Source organism: Paenibacillus sp. GCM10027628 (assembly GCF_042676385.1).
Taxonomy (GTDB): Bacteria; Bacillota; Bacilli; order Paenibacillales; family NBRC-103111; genus Paenibacillus_E.
The window spans coordinates 36,829-58,447 of record NZ_JBHTHA010000008.1; the positions used below are offsets into that span (position 1 = coordinate 36,829).

The following is a 21,619-nucleotide window of genomic DNA, read 5'->3' on the forward strand; positions in this document are numbered from 1 at the left end:
AGAACAAAGCTTGCATAGCAAGATGAGCAGCTCTATCGAGGGATCTTAGTCTTCTCAGCAACATGCAGAGTATGGAAATTAATTTGTTCTTGCACAATACGCTGAGCAACACTAACGAGAGTTTCAGTCTATACTGCGTGAAGCGAGAAATGCAAAGCAGTAAGTTTGCACTGCAAGACCATACCACTCAACTTCATGTCGAAAAAAATATCGATCATTCGGCATCTCCTACTAGAAAATGAGTCTGCTAATACAATGAATGTCGTATTTTTAGTCGTAGACCGCTTTAAAGAATTAAAATGTAGCCAAAAAACGAACTTTTCAAATGAAATAGGTCAAAATTGTTCGTTTTTACAAATTGACATCGCACGTCACTTGGTAGTAAACTAGGGAAGCGGGAAAACACTTCCCCTTAATTGAAAATGTCGAACTAACTCGTATAACGTCAGGAATATGGCCTGAAAGTATCTACCCAAAAACCATGAATTTTTGGACTACGAGGAAGCGAATGCTGGAAACCATAGGAAGAGGATGGTCTTTTTGCATTCGGTTCTTTTGCTGTCCAGCGTCTAGAATCGCGTATTCTAACTCTGGGCATTTTTTTATAGTATTAGGAAATTATGCGAAGCACATTTCTGTGGATAAACGGGGGCTCCCCCAAAAGTAATCGGAATAAGTTTCGAAGGTTAAGGGTCACTTTTGGGGGACTTTGTTATTATAATGACGTATTTATGCAAAGATTAATAAGAGTTTTAAAAGCCAACTTTTAAAACTACCACTATAGAAAGTAGGTTTATCATGACTGTACGTGTTGGTGTCATAATGGGAAGCCAGTCGGATTGGGAAACGATGAAGCACGCATGCGATATGCTGGAGGAGCTGGGAGTGCCTTACGAGAAAAAGGTCGTCTCCGCGCACAGAACGCCGGATCTCATGTTCGAATATGCAGAATCGGCAGCAAGCCGCGGCCTCCAAGTGATTATTGCCGGAGCAGGCGGGGCGGCGCATCTACCAGGAATGGTGGCGGCCAAAACCGAGTTACCGGTTATTGGCGTTCCGGTCAAGAGCTCCACGCTCAACGGCCTGGATTCGCTGCTCTCGATCGTGCAGATGCCGGGCGGCATTCCGGTGGCAACGGTAGCGATCGGCAATGCGGGCGCGACGAATGCGGGACTGTTGGCGGCACAGATTTTGGGCGCTTTTGAACCGGAGCTGCAAGCCAAGATCAAAGCGCGCCGCGAACGTCTTGCGAAATCCGTCATTGAAAGCAGTGATCTATCATGATGGAAGCCAGCGCAAACGGCAAGGTCATTAAGCCGGGCGGCACGATCGGTATATTGGGCGGAGGCCAACTGGGCCGGATGCTCGCTTTGGCCGGACGCAACATGGGCTATCGGTTTGTCACGCTTGATCCGACTGAAGATGCGCCGTGCGGGCAAGTCGCCGACGAGCAGATTCAGGCGAGCTTTGATGATGTGGAAGCGGCCAGAAGTCTTGCTGCCCAGTCTGACGTCATCACCTACGAATTCGAAAATGTCGACGCTGACGTAACGGATATATTAATGAAAGAGTCCTACGTCCCGCAAGGCAGCCAGCTTTTGTATACAACCCAGCACCGGCTTCGGGAGAAAAAAGCGATCGAAGCGGCAGGAGTGCCGGTGGCGCCTTATGCGGAGATTGACAGCGCCGAGCAGCTGCGTGAAGCGGTCCTTCGCTTCGGTACACCGTGCGTACTCAAGACTGCAACTGGCGGCTACGACGGCAAGGGACAATGGGTCATTCGCTCACTGGATGAAGTGGAAGAAGCCTACGCAATGCTTAGCCGTGCGAAAACCGAGCTGGTGCTCGAGCAATTCATTCATTTTGATAAAGAATTATCCGTCATTGCTGCGAGAAGTCCCCGCGGAGAGGTGAAAGCTTTTCCGGCCGCGGAAAACATACATGTACATAACATTCTGCATCAATCCATAGTTCCGGCTCGCATCCCTGTAGAGGTGCAGAAGGAAGCCGAGAAGCTCGCGGTACGCATCGCAGAGAAGCTCGGCGTGATCGGATTGATCGCCGTCGAGCTGTTCCTGACCAAAGATGGACAGCTTTACGTCAACGAACTTGCGCCGCGCCCGCACAACTCTGGACATTACACGATGGAAGCGTGCAGAACGTCGCAGTTTGAGCAGCATGTTCGCGCTATTTGCAACTTACCCCTGGGCTCTACCGAGTTGATGTCACCTGTTGTGATGGTGAATTTGCTAGGGGAGCACATCGAGCCTCTTCAGAAGCAAATTGACAAGCCGGAGTTTCTAGAGAACGAAGAGTTAGGGGTTAGCGCAAAGGTCCATCTTTACGGTAAACTGGAAGCGAAAGAGAAACGCAAGATGGGTCATATCAATTTGCTTGCCGGCGATGTGAATCAGGCACTCGCTTGGATAGAACGCACAGGCATTTGGGAAAGTAAGTAAATGAGATAAACGGAGGAACGGAACCATGATTGAACGCTACACACGCCCGGAAATGGCACGCATTTGGACAGAGGACAATAAATTTAAAGCATGGCTCGAGGTGGAAATTCTCTCCTGCGAAGCTTGGTCAGAGCTTGGCGTTATCCCGAAAGAAGATGTAAAGGTGCTTCGTGAGAACGCGAGCTTCAACATCGACCGCATTTACGAAATCGAGCAAGAGACTCGCCATGACGTGATTGCCTTCACAAGAGCAGTGTCCGAGACGCTCGGACCTGAGCGTAAATGGGTTCACTACGGTCTAACTTCGACAGACGTTGTGGATACGGCGCTGGGCTACCTGCTTAGACAAGCTAACGAGATTTTGGAGAAGGATATCCGGAATTTCATCGAGATTTTAAAAGAAAAAGCTATTCAATATAAACACACTGCAATGATGGGCAGAACGCACGGCGTGCATGCGGAACCAACGACTTTTGGCCTCAAAATGGCGCTTTGGTATGAAGAAATGAAGCGCAACCTGGAGCGTTTCCGTTTTGCGGCGGATGGCGTGCAGTACGGTAAAATTTCCGGTGCTGTTGGTACTTATGCGAACATCGATCCGTTCGTCGAGCAGTATGTTTGCGGCAAACTGGGTACAAAAGCGGCTCCAATCTCGACACAAACACTTCAACGCGATCGTCATGCCGAATACATGGCAACGCTGGCGCTGGTTGCGACGTCCTTGGACAAGTTCGCTACCGAAATTCGCGCCCTGCAAAAGAGTGAGTTCCGCGAGGTGGAAGAGCCATTTGCGAAGGGTCAAAAAGGTTCCTCGGCGATGCCGCACAAACGCAACCCGATTGGCTGCGAGAGTATTTCCGGCCTGTCCCGCGTAATCCGTGGACACATGGTTTCCGCTTACGAGAACGTGACGCTGTGGCATGAGCGCGATATTTCGCATTCCTCCGTGGAGCGCATCATCCTGCCGGATGCAACACAACTGCTGAACTACATGCTGAACCGTCTGGGCAACATCATCAAGAATCTGACCGTGTTCCCTGAAAATATGAAGCGCAACATGCGCAGCACGTACGATGTGCCTTTCTCCGGCCGCGTAATGACGAAGCTGATCGACAAAGGCTTCAGCCGCGAGCAAGCGTACGATACCGTACAGCCAAGAGCGATGCAGGCTTGGGAAGAGCAGCGTTCCTTCCGTGAGATCGTGGAAAATGCCTCTGTGATTACGGATGCGCTCAGCGCGGAAGAAATCGCCGATTGCTTCGATCCAAGCTGGCACCTCAAGCATGTGGATACGATTTTTGACCGACTCGGATTGTAATCAATTAAAATTTCCTTATATATGAGGGGACGTGTTGTGCTTGGCAGTCAACATACTGGATACGGCAGTGGAGCTGGTCAAAGCGCCTTTGTTGCACAAAGGAAAAGTGCGCGAGCTGTATGATCTTGGGGAACATCTGCTGATCGTGGTCACGGATCGGATTTCCGCTTTCGATTATATATTGAAGCCGGGCGTTCCAGACAAAGGCTACGTGCTGAATGCGCTGAGCAAATATTGGTTCGGCATTACGAGCGGCTATATGAACAATCACATCGTGCACACGGACGTAGAACAATTGCAAGATGTGATTCCGGATGCCGAAGCAAGGGAATTGCTGAAAGAGCGTATCATTGTGGCAAAAAAAGCGGAACGCATCTCCATAGAGTGCGTAGTTCGCGGGTACATCACGGGCAACGGCTGGAGACAGTATGAAAAAACAGGCGAGATTAACGGCCTGAAGCTTCCTGAAGGCTTGCGAAAGAATCAGCGTTTGGAGACGCCGATTTTCACGCCGGCAGCGAAAAACGATGTGGGCCACGACGAGGACATTTCCGTTCAGCAAATGAGCGAATTGATCGGCGAGGAGCTCACAGTCGAGCTTCAGAACAGGAGCATCATGCTCTATACGATGGCGCATGCGATTTGCGAGCAAAAAGGCATTATTTTAGCGGATACGAAGTTTGAATTCGGCGTTTATGCCGGTGAACTCATACTTATTGATGAAATTTTCACCCCGGATTCCTCGCGTTACTGGGCGCAAGACAATTACGCGCTTGATATCGAGATTGACTCGATGGATAAAGAGCCGGTACGTACGTACCTGTCGAACTCTGGCTGGGATAAAAACAGCGAGCCGGACGAGCTGCCGGCATCCGTTGTCGAAGAAACGGCTAATCGATATAAGGAAATACTTCACCGTCTGGTGGATTAGGTTTTGGGAAGTGTTATTAGCGAGAAAACGCTAAGCGAAGAAAAACTCTAAGGAGAGATACCAATGAAAGCAACGGTGTACGTAACGATCAAGCAGAACGTTTTGGACGTTCAAGGAACTGCGGTGCAAGGCGCGCTTCATTCGATGGGGTTTGAGGAAGTAGGGAAAGTTCGCATCGGTAAATATTTGGAGCTTGAGCTGAACACAACGGATAAAGCTGAAGCAGAAGCACGCGTGAAAGCAATGTGTGAGAAGCTTTTGGCGAACACGGTGATTGAAGACTACCGCTACGAGTTGGCGTAACAAACCATGAAGGGAGAGAGCGTCATGAATACTGCGGTTCTTGTTTTTCCGGGATCGAACTGCGACATCGACTGCTTCAAAGCAGTTGAAGATACCATCGGCCAGCCTGTTGACTATGTATGGCATACGGCGGACGATTTGTCCAAATACGACTGCATCCTCGTGCCGGGCGGTTTCTCTTATGGAGATTACCTGCGTTGCGGAGCGATTGCACAGTTTACGAACGTGATGAAGGCTGTAGTCAAAGCTGCGGAAGAGGGTAAATACATTCTGGGTATTTGCAACGGATTCCAGGTGCTGACAGAGGCAGGACTTCTTCCGGGGGCTTTGCTTCGCAATAATGGGATGAAATTCCGCTGCCATCAGGCGCTTCTGCGGGTAGAGAATAATGCGACGCCATTTACGCGGGATTATGCGGAGGGTGAGCTGATCAGCATTCCAATTGCGCACGGTGAAGGTAACTACTACTGTGACGATGCAACGTTGAAAGAATTGCAAGAAAACAACCAAATCGTGTTCCGTTATGAAGCCGGCAATAACCCGAACGGTTCATTAGACGATATCGCCGGTATTTCCAATAAGGCCGGTAACGTAGTAGGTATGATGCCCCATCCGGAGCGTGCCATTCATGAGATCCTTGGTTCGGCGGACGGCAAAAGAATGTTCACATCGATTCTAAGCACTTGGAGGGAGAAACATGGCGCAGCAGCTATCCGCTAAGGAACCAACAGCCGAGCAAATCGCAGAGCAGAAAATATACAAGCAGATGGGCGTAACCGATGACGAGTACGCCAAAATTTGCGGCTTCCTCGGACGCAATCCGAACTATGTGGAGATCGGCGTATTCAGCGTCATGTGGTCCGAACATTGCTCTTATAAAAATTCCAAACCCGTGCTTCGCAAGTTCCCGGTAACAGGACCCCGCGTCCTGATGGGACCTGGCGAAGGTGCAGGGATCGTCGATATCGGCGACAACCAAGCCGTTGTTTTCAAAATTGAAAGTCACAACCACCCATCGGCGATCGAGCCGTATCAAGGCGCAGCGACGGGTGTGGGCGGGATTATCCGCGATATTTTTTCGATGGGCGCGCGCCCGGTAGCGCTGCTGAACTCGCTCCGATTCGGTAAGCTGCAAAATGACCGCGTGAAGTATTTGTTCGAGCACGTCGTCTCGGGCATCGCCGGATACGGGAACTGTATCGGCATTCCGACGGTCGGCGGCGAAGTGATGTTCGACGAGAGCTACGAGGGGAACCCGCTCGTCAATGCTATGTGCGTCGGTCTCATCGACCACGACAAGATCCAGCGCGGTGTTGCTAAAGGCGTTGGCAACCCGGTGTTCTACGTCGGCCCGGCGACAGGCCGCGACGGTATCCACGGCGCGACGTTCGCGTCGGAAGAGCTGACGGCAGAGTCCGAAGCGAAGCGCCCGGCGGTGCAAGTGGGCGATCCGTTCATGGAGAAGCTCGTGCTGGAAGCGTGCTTAGAGTTAATCAATTCCGGCATCGTGCTCGGGATTCAAGATATGGGCGCTGCGGGGCTTACTTGCTCCAGCGCCGAGATGGCAAGTAAAGCGGGCAACGGCATGGAGCTTTACCTCGATGAGGTTCCGCAGCGCGAAGAAGGCATGACAGCTTATGAAATGATGCTGTCCGAGTCGCAAGAGCGCATGCTGTTCGTTGTTGAGCCGAAGCATGAGGCGCAAGCGAAAGGTATTTTCGAGCGCTGGGGTCTCCACTGCGCCAAAGTCGGCAAGGTGACCGATGACGGTCGCCTGCGTTTGATCCACCACGGTGAAGTCGTGGGGGACATGCCTGTAGGGGCACTCGTCGACGAGTGCCCGGTGTACAATAAGCCGAGCCAGGTGCCGGCTTATTACGAGGCGAACGCATCCATCGATACGACTCGTTACCCTGAGGTAACGGATTTGGCGGATGCGCTTAAAGCGGTGCTCGCGTCCCCGACGGTAGCGAGCAAAGAGTGGGTGTACAACCAGTATGACCACATGGTTCGTACGGAAACGGCAGTGCGCCCGGGTTCGGACGCAGCGGTCGTAACGATTCGCGGCACCCGCAAGGGGCTGGCGATGACGACCGACTGCAACGGGCGCTATGTGTACCTCGATCCGGAAGTGGGCGGACGGATCGCAGTCAGCGAAGCGGCGCGCAACGTCGTTTGCTCCGGCGCTGAGCCGCTGGCGGTAACGGACAACCTGAACTTCGGTAGTCCGGATAAACCGGAGATTTTCTGGCAGCTAGAGAAAGCGACTGACGGTATGGCGGAAGCTTGCCGCGTATTGGACGCTCCGGTTATCGGCGGTAACGTATCGCTGTATAACGAGAACGCCAAAGGCGCGATCTACCCGACTCCGGTTATCGGGATGGTCGGTCTGGTTCATGACATCGACCACATCACTACGCAAGGCTTCAAAAACGAAGGCGACATCATCATCCTGCTCGGCGAGACGAAAGCTGAACTCGGCGGCAGTGAGTTCCAATATGTTGTACATGGCGTTACGGAAGGTCGTCCTCCTGAGCTGGATCTGGCTGTTGAAAAACGTCTGCAAGGCGCAGTACTGAAGGCGATTCAAGAGGGTCTGGTTGCTTCCGCGCATGACTTGTCCGAAGGCGGATTGGCTGTAGCGCTCGCAGAGAGCAGCATTAGCGGCCGATTAGGCGCACAAGTTGCGGTTCAGACAGAGCTTCGCGCAGACTTCGCGCTGTTCAGCGAAAGCCAATCCCGTATTTTGTTGACAGCAACGCCGGATAAAGCGGACGCTTTGAAACACTGGATTGCTTCGCAAGGAGTGCCTTATCAAGAAATCGGAACAGTCACAGGTACGGCGCTGAATGTATCGGTTAACGGCGTACAGCGAATCCAGTCTCCGGTAAGCGAGCTGGAGAAGGTCTGGAAGGATGCGATTCCATGTCTGATGCAGTGAGAAAACCTTTATCGAGGTCATTCACAGATGAGCGACCGCGTTTAACGGAAGGTTTTATCGCCAAAAAGAAAGCAGGTTTCGGAGACCGAAACCATGAACTTTCTTTTGTGGAGAGACAAACCGGGGCCCTAAAGCTTCCTGCTGCTCCACTCATTCAATTGGGCGATGGTCATCAGCATGAACTTTGGACAGGAGATTATTACAACGAAGGCGTAGCCGGCCAAGGCGGGATGTTTGACAAGCTGAATGAAGAGTGTGGCGTGTTCGGGGTGTTTGGGCATCCCGACGCTTCCTCCCTTTGCTATTATGGCCTTCATGCCCTTCAGCATCGCGGACAGGAGAGCGCGGGTATTTGTACGTCAGATGGCGAGAAGTTCAACTATTACCGCGGAATGGGACTTGCCAAAGAAGTGTTCAACAGCGAGACATTGCCGCCACTGACAGGCTCTTCGGCCATCGCGCATGTGCGATACTCGACAGCAGGCGAAAGCAAGCTGGCCAACGCACAGCCGCTCGTGTTCAAATACCGCGAGGGCGATCTGGCCATTGCAACGAACGGCAACCTCGATAATGCGAACATTATCAAGCGGGAGCTGGAGCGCAAAGGCTCGATCTTCCAAACGACCAGCGATACAGAGGTGCTTGCGCATCTGATTGCACGTTCTGAGCACGATGATATCGTGGATGCGGTTAAGGATGCTTTGAAGCAAGTGATCGGCGGCTTTGCCTTCCTGGTTATGACCAAGGACAAGTTAATCGCTGCGCTTGATCCGAACGGATTGCGTCCATTCATGATCGGAAGACTGGGCGATGCGTATTTGTTCGCTTCGGAGTCCTGTGCATTTGACGCGGTAGGCGGGACGTATTTCCGTGATGTGCAGCCAGGAGAAATCCTCGTGCTCGACCGTGACGGATTCCACGAAGATCGCTTCGCCGAGAGTGGCAAACGCTCGATCTGCGCGATGGAGTACATCTACTTCGCACGTCCGGACAGCGACATTGACGCGATCAACATTCACGCGGCGCGTAAGCGGATGGGCAAGCGGCTCGCCATGGAATCGTTCGTGGATGCCGACGTCGTGACCGGTGTGCCGGATTCCAGTATTTCCGCCGCGATTGGTTTTGCGGAGCAGACGGGTATCCCTTATGAGCTGGGTTTGATCAAGAACCGCTATACGGGCCGCACGTTTATACAGCCGAGCCAAGAGCTTCGGGAGCAAGGCGTGAAAATGAAGCTGAGCGCCGTGCGCAAAGTCGTCGAAGGCAAACGTGTCGTCATGATCGATGATTCGATCGTACGCGGGACAACTAGCTTGCGGATCGTCAATTTATTGCGTGAAGCGGGCGCAACGGAAGTGCATGTGCGCATCTCTTCGCCGCCTTTTATGAACCCTTGCTACTATGGGATTGATACGCCGAGCCGTAAGGAGCTGATCGCTGCGATGAATTCCATCGAAGAAATTCGCAAAGCGATCAATGCGGATTCCTTGCATTTTCTCACGCAGGAAGGGCTGCTCGATTCCATCGGCACTGGTTCAGCTGGCGCGCAAAGCGGTTATTGCATGGCTTGCTTCAACAACAATTATCCGACGGAAATCGTCGATATTGAAAAAGTGGGCTGCGCTTGCGACTAGGCTACTTTTGCGGTCATTGTGGAATGAGAATCCGCTATCGCAGGAGAATTGCGGCGAATTTTTAAATAGCGGAACAAGCGTGCTTTATTTGACGGGAACTGGAGCTTTGGCGGCAAGAACTTCAATTTAACGAATCGTCGTTCCTTGTAATAGGCTAAATCGGTTGTTTTTGTGGAAATAGCGTACTCAGGTTCAACTATGGAAATTTGGCTGGTGGAAATCCGGTATAACTAGGTTTGAACGGGAAGGGCGGTATTCCTCCGCCTCCCGATACATAGACAAATATAAGGAGTGGAAGCGAAGTGTCGGATGCTTACAAAAAGGCTGGAGTCGATATCGCGGCGGGGAACGAAGCAGTAGAACGGATGAAGAAACACGTGAAACGGACATTCCGTCCTGAAGTGCTGACTGACCTCGGCGGCTTCGGCGGGCTGTTCGGGTTGAACAAGGACAAGTACGAGGAGCCAGTGCTCGTATCCGGAACGGACGGCGTGGGCACCAAGCTGAAAATCGCTTTTGCGATGGACAAGCACGATACGATCGGGATCGATGCGGTCGCGATGTGCGTGAACGATATTATCGTTCAGGGCGCGGAGCCGCTTTTTTTCCTCGATTATCTGGCATGCGATCGTGTAGTTCCAGAGAAAATCGAAGCAATCGTTAAAGGGATCGCTGACGGCTGCGCACAGTCCGGCTGTGCATTGATCGGCGGCGAAACGGCGGAAATGCCGGGCATGTATGCGTCAGGGGAGTATGACATTGCCGGTTTTACCGTAGGGATCGTCGACAAGAAAAAAATCATCGACGGTACCACCATCCGTCCCGGAGACGTCGTTCTAGGTCTAGCTTCCAGCGGTGTGCACAGCAACGGGTTCTCTCTTGTGCGCAAGCTTTTGCTGGAGGATAAAGGTTATACCCTTCAAGGGCATGTGGAAGAGCTTGGCGATAAGCTCGGCAACGTGCTGTTGGAACCTACAAGATTATATGTGAAGCCGGTTCTTGGGATGCTGGAGGAAGTTAGCATTAAAGGCATGGCGCATATTACCGGCGGCGGCTTTATCGAAAATATTCCGCGTGTCCTACCGGACGGCGTGAATGTGGAGATCCAGTACGGCTCATGGCCGATTCTGCCGATTTTCTCGTTGATGCAGCGCGAGGGCGGCATTAGCAATAACGATATGTTCCGCACGTTCAATATGGGTATCGGCATGGTGATTATTGTTGGCGCGGATGATGCGGAGAAAGCAATCGCAGCTGCTGAAAAGCAAGGCGAGAAGGTATACCGGCTTGGCGTCGTAACCGAAGGCGATCGTGTGGTTACCTTCCAAGGAGCCGAGGTGTAAGTTATGCAGCCTTATCGGATTGCCGTTTTTGCCTCGGGCAGCGGCTCGAATTTTCAGGCGATCGTCGATCAGGTACAGAAGGGGAAGCTTGATGTCAGCATCGAGCTTCTTGTCTGTGATCGGCCAAATGCGTTTGTCGTGGAACGCGCGAAAGAAGCGAAGGTTCCGGTGTTTGCGTTCCGTCCGAAGGAGTACGCTTCTCGGGAAACCTATGAGACTTTGATTCTGCAAGAGCTGCAGGAGCGCAAGATCGATCTGATCGTGATGGCGGGCTACATGCGGATTATTACGAACGTGCTGGTCGTGCCTTACTACGGGCGGATGATCAATATTCATCCGTCGCTGCTGCCTTCGTTCCCCGGCGTCCGCGCCATCGAACAGGCGGTGGACTACGGCGTGAAACAGACCGGCGTGACCGTTCACTTCGTGGACGGCGGACTAGACTCCGGGCCGATCATCGCCCAGCGCAGCGTCGAGATCCACGAGCACGAGACCGCGGACTCGCTCGCCGAGCGTATCCACGCGGCCGAGCACGTGCTGCTGCCGCAGGTCATCCGCTGGCTGCGCGAGGATCGCGTCAGCATCGACGGGCGCCGGGTGAGCGTGCGGCTGTAGGCCGGCGCTGCTCGGGATCGGCGGGTTAACGTGTGGCGTAGGATTGCACTGGTTCGGGGGTGCCGACAGCGCCTGCCAGCCAGCAGCTGATGGGTTGCATTGACTCGGAGCGCCGACAGCACGGGCCAGCCAGCAGCTGTAGGGTTGCTTTGTCTTGGGAGAATCTAAAGCTCGGGCCAGCCAGCAGTCGTAGAGTTGCTCTGTCTCGGGAGCACCGACATAGCGCCCCCGCAGCTGTTGGTGCAGGATCGCCTGCAGTCGCGCTTCTTTCTGCGGCTGCCCATTTGCCAAATGGGCAGGATTAACGGGAATAGCTCCATCTAATTAGCCGCATATGCAGCATGTACATCGTTTAACTGGAATTTCTCCCGCTAAAAGAAGCATTTATCTAAATTTACTTCGATTTCTTTGAAAATAGCGGGAGAAATTCCATGTAAATGTCCATATCTCGCATACAGAAGCGAAATTAGAGGTAGTTTTTCCATCTAAAGTAACGGGGCAAGTGGCAGGCGAGCATAAGCAACGCACGAGCGGCGATAGCATCAATTGAGGAATTCATACGGAAACAATCAGCGTAAATCATAAAATTAATTTCTGGGAGGAAGCAGAGTGGCTATCAAAAGAGCACTGATCAGCGTGTCCGACAAAACGGGTATCGTTGAATTCGCCAGCGAACTGGCGAAGCTGGGCGTCGAGATCATTTCCACAGGCGGCACGCAAAGTTTGTTGAAGGAGAAGGGTGTGCCGGTTATCGGTATTTCCGAGGTTACCGGGTTTCCGGAAATCATGGACGGCCGCGTCAAAACGCTGCATCCAGCCGTACACAGCGGTCTACTCGCGGTAAGAGATAACGTGGAGCATCAAGAGAGCATGAAGAAGCTCGGACTCGACTACATCGATCTGGTTGTCGTGAACTTGTATCCTTTTGCCGAGACGATTGCGAAGCCGAATGTGACTTATGAGGATGCGATCGAGAACATCGATATCGGCGGACCGACGATGCTTCGTTCAGCAGCGAAAAACCACGCATTCGTAACTGTCGTTGTGGATGCTGCGGACTATGCGCAGGTGTTGGAAGAAGTGCAAGAGGCCGGCGATACGTCCCTTGAAACCCGCAAACGCCTGGCGGCAAAAGTGTTCCGTCACACAGGCTCTTATGATGCCCTAATCTCCGACTACTTGTCCAAGCAAGTGGGCGAGCCTTACCCAGAACGCTATACGGTTACTTACGAGAAGGTCCAGGAGCTTCGTTACGGAGAAAATCCGCATCAAAAAGCTGCATTTTACCGCAAGCCGAACGCAGCGGCAGGCAACATTACAACTGCAGAGCAACTGCATGGTAAAGAGTTATCATACAACAATATTAACGATGCAAATACAGCTCTTCAGATCGTAAAAGAATTCAGCGAACCTGCGGTAGTCGCAGTGAAGCACATGAATCCTTGCGGCGTGGGCATCGGCACAACGGTGCTTGAAGCGTACCAAAAAGCGTACGCAGCCGACCCGACATCGATTTTCGGCGGTATCGTGGCAGCGAACCGCACAGTGGATGAAGCGACAGCGCAGCTGCTGCATGAAATCTTCCTGGAAATCGTGATCGCGCCGGACTTCACACCAGGGGCACTCGAAATCCTTGAGAAAAAGAAAAACATCCGCCTGCTCAAAGTAAGCGGCTTAGATACAGTGGCTGGCCGCAAAGCGGAGCCTGTCATCACTACGGTTGAGGGCGGCATGCTCGTTCAAGACAGCGACGCTTATCAGCTGAGCGAGGCTGACCTCAAAGTCGTCTCCGAGCGCCAACCAACGGAAGAAGAATTGAAACAACTGCTTTTTGCTTGGAAAGTAGTTAAGCACGTTAAATCTAACGCGATTGTACTCGCGGCTGACGATATGACAGTCGGCGTAGGCGCTGGCCAAATGAATCGCGTAGGCGCAGCGAAAATCGCCATCGAGCAAGCCAGCGACAAAGCCAAAGGCTCCGTACTTGCCTCCGATGCCTTCTTCCCAATGGGAGACACACTAGAAATCGCAGCGAAAGCCGGCATCACGGCCGTTATCCAGCCAGGCGGCTCGATCAAGGACGAGGAGTCCATCCGCGTAGCGAACGAGAACGGCATCGCCATGGTCATGACGGGCGTACGTCACTTTAAACACTAAAAACAAACGAGAATGCTCACGATCGGCAGGCAAATAGTTGCGGACCGTGGGCATTCCCCATGAGAAAGGGACGGATAACCACATGCGTATTTTAGTTATAGGCCGTGGCGGACGCGAGCATGCGATTGTTTGGTCGCTCAGCAAAAGTCCGAAGGTAAGCAAGCTGTTCTGTGCACCAGGTAATGGCGGTATCGCCGAGCTGGCTGAATGCGTGCCGATTACGGAGCTGCAATTCGAGGAGATCAGCACCTTTGCGAAGGAGCAGCAAATCGACCTGGTCATGGTCGCGCCGGACGATCCGCTCGCAGCGGGTCTGGTCGATCACCTGGAAGGCAAAGGCATCGCGGCATTCGGACCACGCGCCAATGCGGCGATTATTGAAGGCAGCAAGGTGTTCATGAAGGAGCTGCTGAAGAAGTACAACATCCCGACGGCGAAGTATGAGACGTTTAACAACTACGAAGCGGCATTAACTTATTTGCGCAGCCAATCGGCGCCGATCGTTATTAAAGCCGACGGCTTGGCCGCGGGCAAAGGTGTCACCGTCGCCCACACCATGGAAGAAGCCGAAGCGGCGCTTCGCGATATCATGGTGGATCAAGTATTCGGCGCATCCGGCGCGAGCGTGGTCATCGAGGAGTTCTTGACCGGTCAAGAGATGTCGCTGCTTGCTTTCGTCGACGGTTCCACGGTCCGGCCGATGGTGCCTTCGCAGGACCATAAGCCGGTTTTCGACAACGATAAAGGTCCGAATACAGGCGGTATGGGTACTTATTCACCGCTGCCGCACATCCCGCAGTCGATTGTGCAGGAAGCAATTGACAACATCGTGCAGCCGACCGCTGATGCGATGGTAAAGGAAGGCCGACCGTTCAAGGGCGTGCTTTACGCAGGGCTGATCCTCACACCGAACGGCGTGAAAACAATCGAGTTCAACGCGCGCTTCGGCGACCCGGAGACACAGGTTATTTTGCCTCGTCTCAAGACGGACCTGCTCGATATTTTCCTGGCGATCAATAACGGAACCTTGGCGGAGCAACCGATCGAGTGGAGCGACGAAGCAGCGGTGTGCGTCATCGTTGCCTCGGAAGGATACCCGGGGCCGTATCCCAAAGGGCTGCCCATCTCCGGACTGGATCAAGTCCAAGACGCCATCGTTTTCCATGCCGGAACTGCGCTGCAGGACGGACAGATTGTTACGAACGGCGGTCGCGTGCTAGGAATTACGGGCTTAGGCAAAGACATCGTGGAAGCGCGTCAAAAGGCATATGCCAATGCGGATCGCATCCATTTTGAAGGCAAGCATTACCGCACGGATATTGCCATGAAAGCATTGAAATAGCATGGATTGCACCATAAGCACAACCTTTTGTCATGAAAAGGTTGTGCTTTTTCTATTTTACAATTCCTCAATATCGAAATTTAAAGGAATTTGTCGAATAATATTTGAAATTCTTAGGAAAGAAAGATTCGATGAGTGGAGGGTCATGAAAATGAAGCTGAAAAGTATTCAAAGTAAATTTATGCTGCTACTAGTCCCGCTGATTGTGCTCACTTTGTTTGCTATTGTTACATTCGCTTACGATTACAGTAAAGGGCTGCTTACAAACGAAATTGGACAAAAGATGCAACATCAACTGGGTAGTGTAACCAGCACGATTAACGGCAAGATGCTCGCACACCGAAGAACAGTCGAAGTGCTGGCTAGAACGGTTGAATTCTCCCCGACGCAACTGACATTGGACAATTATAATAAGATGATCAGCAATGATTTAACCACGAATGAAGACACGTTCGGTATGGGGATCTTCTTTGAACCGTTCAAATACAATGCGAAAACCAAGTATTTCTCGACCTATGCGTTCCGGGATGGGGGCAAAATTACGCTAACCCAGGACTACAATGCTGCCGATTATGATTACCCGAATCAGGACTGGTATAAGGTAGGCCAAAATGCCAAGCAATCTTTTGCTTATTCCGATCCTTATTTTGACGAAACGACGAAAACCTCGATGGTGACGACGAGCATCCCTGTGTTTGATCAGAAAAAACAGTTTCTTGCCGTTATTACGGGTGATTTTAACCTGGCCAGCATGAAAAAGATGGTGGAAGAGACCAAGGTAGGCCGAACCGGTTGGGCGTTCATGGTAGATGCCAAAGGGAACTATCTCGCTCAGCCGGATGCTTCCAAAGTGATGAAGGTCAGCATAGATAAAGACCCGAACCCCACACTAAGCGCTCTCGCGCCTGCGCTGCTTTCCGGGCAAAGCGGAGAAGGCAGTATCTCGGATAACAACGGAGTGAATCGCATTTATTATCAAAAGGTGCCTGAGACCGGTTGGACGTTAGCGCTTGTCATGCCGGAGAAAGAACTGCAAGAGCCTGTGAACAAGCTGGTGATGTCGCTCTTCATCGGCGGGTTGATCGCGGTGATCATTATGGTGCTTGTTATCGTTGTATTCAGCCGCTATTTGGTTGGCCATATCCGCAAGGCGAAAGACATGGCGGGGTATATCGCCGATGGCGATCTTACACATCAGATTGAAGTGAAAACGAGCGATGAATTGGGACAAATGGGGCATTCCTTCAACGAAATGATCAGCAAGCTCCGCACGATGCTCGGTTCCGTCTCGATGCATACGCATACGGTCGCTTCCATGTCGGAGCAGCTTTCGGCCAGTGCGGAAGAAACGTCGAGAGCGACGGAGCAGATCGCTGATTCCATCCAGCAAGTCGCGGCAAGCGCCGATGAGGAAAGTCAGATGATTCATACGTCCAAAGAGACTGTTACCAATATCGCGAAACAGCTCGGCGCCATTGTTGACGGCGTACAGCAGGTGAACCAGTCCACGGAAAAAACAGCGGAAACGGCAGATAGAGGGAACCAAGCGGTTGAAGAAGTAACGGAACAAATGAAGCTCATTCACCGCAACATGGAGCAATCCTCGGTAATCGTGAATGAATTGAACGGAAAATCTCAGCAAATTGGCGAAATGATCACGTTGATCACATCATTATCCAGTCAAACCAACTTACTCGCCCTTAATGCGTCCATCGAAGCGGCACGGGCTGGCGAGCATGGCAAAGGCTTCGCTGTCGTAGCCACGGAGGTACGCAAGCTGGCTGAGCAATCCGCGCAGGCTGCTGATCGGATCCGCGGGTTGATTGGGGATATCCAAGACGAGATTAGAAGCGCAGTTGAGTCGATGAATAAAGGCAATCAAGCGGTGAACGATGGCGCTGTGATGAGTGAACGAGCAAAGACGGCGTTCCAGGCTATTCGCCAAGCGGTGGAGGATGTTTTTGGGCATGTGAAGGCGGTGTCGCAGTCCGCAGGCGTAATTCGTACCGATTCGAAACGCATGGTCGAGGTAGTCGAGCACATATCGGAAATATCCAAGAATTCGCTGGAAAGCACGCACGGCATCGCAGCGGCGGCTGAACAGCAGCTTGCTTCTATGGAAGAAGTCAGCGCTGCTTCCCAATCGCTTTCCAAAATGGCTGAAGAACTGCAAGAAGTCGTTAAAGTTTTTAAAGTTTAGAGTGAGTCACTTGTTGTCGTCGCTGCCCATAAGATATTTGTCCTTATGCTTGTAAACCGACCAAACGGCAACAAGTGCTCCTACGATCAACACGATAGATATCCAGTGGCGAGAAACGAAGTTCCAGAGAGTAATCATGATGGGTGATGTGCCTCCTTCTCTTACCTTTTGGGTAGTTTTGGCAGAAGGAGGCATTTTCATGCATAAGGGGAGTTATGTATGATTCTGTGAAATGGTTATGATGTTGCCGTCATCATCCCGGATGTTAAAGAACGAAACCTGAGGATACCGTGCGATGCCGTAAATAACTTGAAATCCGAGTTCCAATGCATGGCGGTGCGCACCTTCAATATCTACCGTGCTCATCTTGAACAGAACTGGACCGACTTCCGGTACCGGGATCTCGGACATGCCGTTGGAGTCAAGAATCAGGCCAGTGCCGTTAGATAAATTGAACATGTGCAGATGACCGTAACGATCCTGCTCGCGAATTTCCAGCCCTAATAAAGCAGCATATAACTTAACGGATTTGTCCAGATTTCTCACCCAAAGAAATACAGAGTCAACATGATCTTGTACAAAGGAATTAGCTTTGCGCCCATCCACACCGCCAAAAGCAATATGGTATCCATCGGGATCTTGCACGATAAACTCTTTCCAAGGGCCAAAATCGGGCATAACGACGGGCTCTCCTGAAATGACAGCACCTTTATTGCGAAATTCCTCATACAAGCTATCCAGCGAAGTCCAATCGTCCGTATAGGCGTACACGTCAAAAGCACGCGCTCCCTCATTCTCGGGTGGGTTAGGTTTCACATCTTGCGGTGTAGGTGCCTGCAAAAGTTTAAGCGCTAAGCCTTGCAAACCGTCCCTCACGGCCCACCAATCCGTTACATCGAAGCCGAGCACTTCCCGGTAAAATTGTTTGGAACGTTCAAGATCGGAAACCATGAATGCGGTTAAAGAGCTGCTAATTTGCCTGGACAAAGGAAGTCATCTCCTCAAAATGCGAATGTATATTCGTATTATACCATTAATTTCCTGTTTGAAAAGGGGTATAATAGGAAGATATATCCATGATAAGATGAGATTAGATCGAGGGATCGAGGGAGGAATGGCGATGTTGCCTTCTTTTTTTATCGCGCATGGCGCGCCGAGCTTGGCAATCGAGCAGCATGCATATACGGAATTTCTTCGAAAGCTAGCGGTCAGCATGCCACGGCCCAAAGCAATCGTGTTGTTCAGCGCGCATTGGGAGAGCAGGGTGCAGCAAATCAGCTCGGCGATTCAGCTCGAGACGATCTACGATTTTTCCGGCTTTCCGGAAGAACTTTATGCCATTAAGTATCCCGCCAAAGGGGATTTGACGCTTAGCTTGCATATACAGCAGCTTTTTCAAGATGAGGGTATTGATTGTGAATTAAATGATCACCGAGGATTGGACCATGGCGCGTGGGCGCTGCTGCATATCATGTATCCGGATGCTTCGATCCCTGTTGTTGCACTATCGGTGAATCCGAAGCTGACGCCAGAGGAGCATTATCGAATTGGTGCTGCCCTTGCTCCGCTCAGAGAGGAACAGGTTCTCATTATAGGCAGCGGAGGAACGGTGCACAATCTGCGCAGGCTGGACCGCCGGAATCCGGCGCCTCAAGTATGGGCGTTGAAATTCGATGAGTGGCTGGGGGAACAGCTCGAGACATGGAATTTGGAAGCGTTGTTCAGCTACGAGGACAGGGCGCCATTTGCTGCTGAAGCGGTGCCGACGCCGGAGCATTTTGCACCTTTGTTGCTTGCACTTGGCGCAGCGGATAGCTCGCATAAAGCGAGGTTGCTGCATCATAGCTTTCAGATGGGGACGCTTAGCTTAAGCTGCTGGATGTTTGGAGCGGAAGGAAATGAAACAGAGCCAGTAGTGGACGATGAATCGAAAGACTGAATAGGAATGAAAGAAGGAAGGGTGGAGTGCATGCAACTGGCAACTTTATTGCGTAGAAGATGGATACAAATCATGATGATCGCAGCAGCAGTAAGCTTGCTTAGTTTTGCGGCATATCAAGTCTACTTATTTCTAGGTCCTAGGCAGGCTTACTACACATTAGCATCGAGCCAATCCTTACAACATGAACAGTTGGGTGGCATCAATCTTGGGCAGAGCATCCAAAACATCCGAAACCTGCTGCCTACCCCCACACTCATGCGCCGGCAGGATAATGATAAGTACCAATATTTCAATGTCGATGATGGTATTATTGTCGCAACACAAGCAGGCAGTGATATTATCGTCCGCATTATGATCGCAGCGAATGCCGGTCCATCCCGAACAACGATTTGCGGAATCGGCATTAACAGCACGGAGGATGAGCTCAAGACAGCGTATGGGGAGCCAAGTTACCGCAGGAGCGAGCAAGGCGCTTCCATCTTTGGTTACCTGGACAAAACTGCGAAGCAAACCTTGGAGTTCTGGATGTTCGATAAGCGGGTCACGCTGATCCGTCTGGATATGGCTGAGATGGCTTAATCCTCCTAGTAAGCACGCACTAATCAAGAAAACGCTGCTTGTACTCAGGCTTAGGCAGCATACAATGCTCCGCTTGGCCGAACCAGCGGTAGCGGTTGCGCGCAATGAAGCGATAGGCGGCGTTTCGAATAGGAGCCGGCACTAGAATGGCGGCATAGGCCAGCCTCCAAGGGGAACGCAGTCTCCGGGCAATGCGAAGCGCAGCAGTAGAATGCGTAAAAGAATGTCCATGCTCGATCAGGACGATCGTGTTGATGACATCCGCCGGCAGCCGGTGCTGCTGGAGCAGCATTTGCCCAACATCGGATTGCAATGAAGCAAACCGAAAAACACCCTGCGGGTCGTGGCGGAGAATGAACTGCACAGCCCCGTTGCAGAGGTTGCAAACCCCATCGAACAGTACGATAGCCTCTTCATCCGAACGATTCGAGTACCGGTCGTCCATGCGAATCCCCCCTTGGTGTTTCTTAACAACTTTACCTCGTAAGCGCGTAACCTTTCCTCTACTATATCGAAAAGTCGTCTTGCCTCCAACACTTTGAAAAGGATTTCCAAAATTTGTCACGAAATAGTCATAAGAAGAAAATTGGCTAGAAGTCTTCTACATTGTTCTTCACTAGAATATACATTTTACTAGAACGAATAGAAGAAGAGGTGCAGCCTGCATGAAATCGTTGAAATGTTTTGGAAAAAGAACCCTTAGCGCCTGGCTCGTCCTTGGATGCTCTGTGATAGCTATATCCGGTTGCAGCAGTACGCCTTCGGCTACGTCAACTACGAGTCCAGCGCCAGTCACAACGTCTGCTGCAGCATCGCCTGATTCCAAACCCGCAGCTGTAGCGGTGGAAACAGAGTCGCCTTTCAAATTCCCGCTAACGGGACTCCCGAGCGATAAAGAAGTGAAGAGTCGGCCCTTCATGGTGATGGTCGAAAACGCCCCGCAAGCCAGGCCCCAGACAGGGCTGGATCAGGCTGATATTGTCTATGAGATCCTAGCGGAAGGCGAGATTACTAGATTCGTCTCGGTTTTTCAAAGCCATGAAGCGAAGACCATCGGTCCCGTGCGCAGCATTCGGCCTTATTTTGTGGAGATCGGCGATTCGCTCGATGCGGTTATCGTCCATGCGGGCTGGAGTCAGGACGCGATGAATATCATGGCGGGGCGCAAGCTTGCCCATCTCGATGAAGTCTACGGCGACGGCGCCTACTACTGGCGCGCAACCGACCGCAAAGCTCCGCACAATCTCTATACCTCTGTGGATAAAATGAAGCAGGGAGCCGAGGCGCGCAAATTCCGTTCCGAGTGGAACGGGCCGCTGCTCACCTTTGCCAAGGAAGGTCAAAGCAAGCTGACCGGGGCAGCCGCCACGCACATCCAAATTCCGTACATTCAAGGGTACTACGTCTCTTATGAATATAGTGCGGCCGAGGGCGTGTACAAACGCAGTATGGAAGGCAAGCCGCACGTCGATAAAGAGACCGGCAAGCAGCTGCAAACGACGAACCTGCTCGTGCTGGAGAGCAAGCACAAGATTTTGGATAAAGAAGGGCGGCGCACCGTCGATGTGTTCGGGCCTGGCCAAGGCCTCATCCTGCAGCAGGGCAAATCCCAGCAGATCACTTGGGAACGTAAGAACGGGATGATCCGGGCTTACGCCGATGGGAAAGAAGTGCCGCTTCTGCCTGGCAACACGTGGGTGCAAATCGTGCCGGAGGGCACAGAGGTGAAGATGGAGTAACGGTATTGAGACGAAAGGAAGCCGCCCGTTTAATTTTTCGACCCCGGCCGCTAAACTAACTGGCAGGATAGTTCCAATATGTGGTAATATGGGGGTAAGGGTTTAGGGGAGGCGTT

Annotated in this window: 19 protein-coding genes and 1 riboswitch; of the genes, 16 read left to right on the forward strand and 3 right to left on the reverse strand. The window is 51.9% G+C overall.

The window, feature by feature from the left end:
• Window positions 1-415: 415 nt before the first annotated feature.
• A riboswitch (purine riboswitch) is annotated at window positions 416-517 on the forward strand.
• A 281-nt stretch (window positions 518-798) separates the two neighbouring features.
• From purE to ACFQZT_RS09850, 13 genes are all read left to right on the forward strand, one after another.
• Entirely contained in the window at window positions 799-1,284 is a 486-nt protein-coding gene (gene purE / locus ACFQZT_RS09790) for a 5-(carboxyamino)imidazole ribonucleotide mutase (protein ID WP_379299102.1), read from the forward strand.
• Entirely contained in the window at window positions 1,281-2,459 is a 1,179-nt protein-coding gene (gene purK / locus ACFQZT_RS09795) for a 5-(carboxyamino)imidazole ribonucleotide synthase (protein ID WP_379299104.1), read from the forward strand. Before purE ends, purK begins: the two co-directional genes overlap by 4 nt.
• Window positions 2,460-2,484: 25 nt before the next feature.
• Window positions 2,485-3,777, forward strand: a complete 1,293-nt coding sequence (gene purB / locus ACFQZT_RS09800) for an adenylosuccinate lyase (RefSeq protein WP_379299106.1) — start codon at window positions 2,485-2,487, stop codon at window positions 3,775-3,777.
• A 40-nt stretch (window positions 3,778-3,817) separates the two neighbouring features.
• Entirely contained in the window at window positions 3,818-4,708 is an 891-nt protein-coding gene (locus ACFQZT_RS09805) for a phosphoribosylaminoimidazolesuccinocarboxamide synthase (RefSeq protein WP_379299108.1), read from the forward strand.
• Between the two features lie 63 nt (window positions 4,709-4,771).
• Window positions 4,772-5,011 carry a phosphoribosylformylglycinamidine synthase subunit PurS gene (gene purS, locus ACFQZT_RS09810; RefSeq protein WP_188177107.1) on the forward strand — a complete coding sequence of 80 codons (240 nt, stop codon included), beginning with the start codon at window positions 4,772-4,774 and terminating at the stop codon, window positions 5,009-5,011.
• A 24-nt stretch (window positions 5,012-5,035) separates the two neighbouring features.
• Complete coding sequence (purQ, locus tag ACFQZT_RS09815) at window positions 5,036-5,731, forward strand: phosphoribosylformylglycinamidine synthase subunit PurQ (RefSeq protein WP_379299111.1); 696 nt, start codon at window positions 5,036-5,038, stop codon at window positions 5,729-5,731.
• A complete protein-coding gene (purL, locus tag ACFQZT_RS09820) occupies window positions 5,709-7,952 on the forward strand; it encodes a phosphoribosylformylglycinamidine synthase subunit PurL (protein WP_379299113.1) in 2,244 nt (747 codons plus the stop codon). Before purQ ends, purL begins: the two co-directional genes overlap by 23 nt.
• Window positions 7,937-9,586 carry an amidophosphoribosyltransferase gene (purF, locus tag ACFQZT_RS09825; RefSeq protein WP_379299115.1) on the forward strand — a complete coding sequence of 550 codons (1,650 nt, stop codon included), beginning with the start codon at window positions 7,937-7,939 and terminating at the stop codon, window positions 9,584-9,586. Before purL ends, purF begins: the two co-directional genes overlap by 16 nt.
• Window positions 9,587-9,888: 302 nt before the next feature.
• A complete protein-coding gene (gene purM, locus ACFQZT_RS09830; RefSeq protein ID WP_379299117.1) occupies window positions 9,889-10,929 on the forward strand; it encodes a phosphoribosylformylglycinamidine cyclo-ligase in 1,041 nt (346 codons plus the stop codon).
• 3 nt (window positions 10,930-10,932) lie between these two features.
• On the forward strand, window positions 10,933-11,544 hold the full coding sequence (gene purN / locus ACFQZT_RS09835; RefSeq protein WP_379299119.1) for a phosphoribosylglycinamide formyltransferase: 612 nt from the start codon (window positions 10,933-10,935) through the stop codon (window positions 11,542-11,544).
• Between the two features lie 609 nt (window positions 11,545-12,153).
• On the forward strand, window positions 12,154-13,701 hold the full coding sequence (gene purH, locus ACFQZT_RS09840; protein ID WP_379299121.1) for a bifunctional phosphoribosylaminoimidazolecarboxamide formyltransferase/IMP cyclohydrolase: 1,548 nt from the start codon (window positions 12,154-12,156) through the stop codon (window positions 13,699-13,701).
• Between the two features lie 82 nt (window positions 13,702-13,783).
• On the forward strand, window positions 13,784-15,043 hold the full coding sequence (gene purD, locus ACFQZT_RS09845; RefSeq protein ID WP_379299123.1) for a phosphoribosylamine--glycine ligase: 1,260 nt from the start codon (window positions 13,784-13,786) through the stop codon (window positions 15,041-15,043).
• 151 nt (window positions 15,044-15,194) lie between these two features.
• Window positions 15,195-17,243 (forward strand): methyl-accepting chemotaxis protein, encoded by a 2,049-nt coding sequence (locus tag ACFQZT_RS09850; RefSeq protein WP_379299125.1) that lies wholly within the window; start codon window positions 15,195-15,197, stop codon window positions 17,241-17,243.
• A 6-nt stretch (window positions 17,244-17,249) separates the two neighbouring features.
• Here ACFQZT_RS09850 and ACFQZT_RS09855 read toward each other — a convergent pair whose 3' ends face one another.
• Both ACFQZT_RS09855 and ACFQZT_RS09860 read right to left on the reverse strand, forming a co-directional pair.
• Window positions 17,250-17,381, reverse strand: a complete 132-nt coding sequence (locus ACFQZT_RS09855; protein WP_379299127.1) for a hypothetical protein — start codon at window positions 17,379-17,381, stop codon at window positions 17,250-17,252.
• Between the two features lie 75 nt (window positions 17,382-17,456).
• Window positions 17,457-18,230, reverse strand: a complete 774-nt coding sequence (locus tag ACFQZT_RS09860; RefSeq protein ID WP_379299129.1) for a VOC family protein — start codon at window positions 18,228-18,230, stop codon at window positions 17,457-17,459.
• Between the two features lie 133 nt (window positions 18,231-18,363).
• Between ACFQZT_RS09860 and ACFQZT_RS09865 the strand changes: the two genes are divergently transcribed.
• A complete protein-coding gene (locus tag ACFQZT_RS09865; protein WP_379299131.1) occupies window positions 18,364-19,182 on the forward strand; it encodes a DODA-type extradiol aromatic ring-opening family dioxygenase in 819 nt (272 codons plus the stop codon).
• Window positions 19,183-19,212: 30 nt separating this feature from the next.
• Window positions 19,213-19,764: a hypothetical protein gene (locus ACFQZT_RS09870; protein ID WP_379299133.1), complete on the forward strand. Its 552-nt coding sequence runs from the start codon at window positions 19,213-19,215 to the stop codon at window positions 19,762-19,764.
• A 19-nt stretch (window positions 19,765-19,783) separates the two neighbouring features.
• On the opposite strand, the gene ACFQZT_RS09875 is transcribed toward ACFQZT_RS09870, so the two are convergent.
• On the reverse strand, window positions 19,784-20,209 hold the full coding sequence (locus ACFQZT_RS09875; protein ID WP_379299135.1) for a thiol-disulfide oxidoreductase DCC family protein: 426 nt from the start codon (window positions 20,207-20,209) through the stop codon (window positions 19,784-19,786).
• A 220-nt stretch (window positions 20,210-20,429) separates the two neighbouring features.
• On the opposite strand from ACFQZT_RS09875, the gene ACFQZT_RS09880 reads away from it, so the two are divergent.
• The gene (locus ACFQZT_RS09880) at window positions 20,430-21,503 is read left to right on the forward strand and encodes a DUF3048 domain-containing protein (protein WP_379299137.1); all 1,074 of its coding nucleotides are present in this window, start codon (window positions 20,430-20,432) and stop codon (window positions 21,501-21,503) included.
• Window positions 21,504-21,619: the final 116 nt, after the last annotated feature.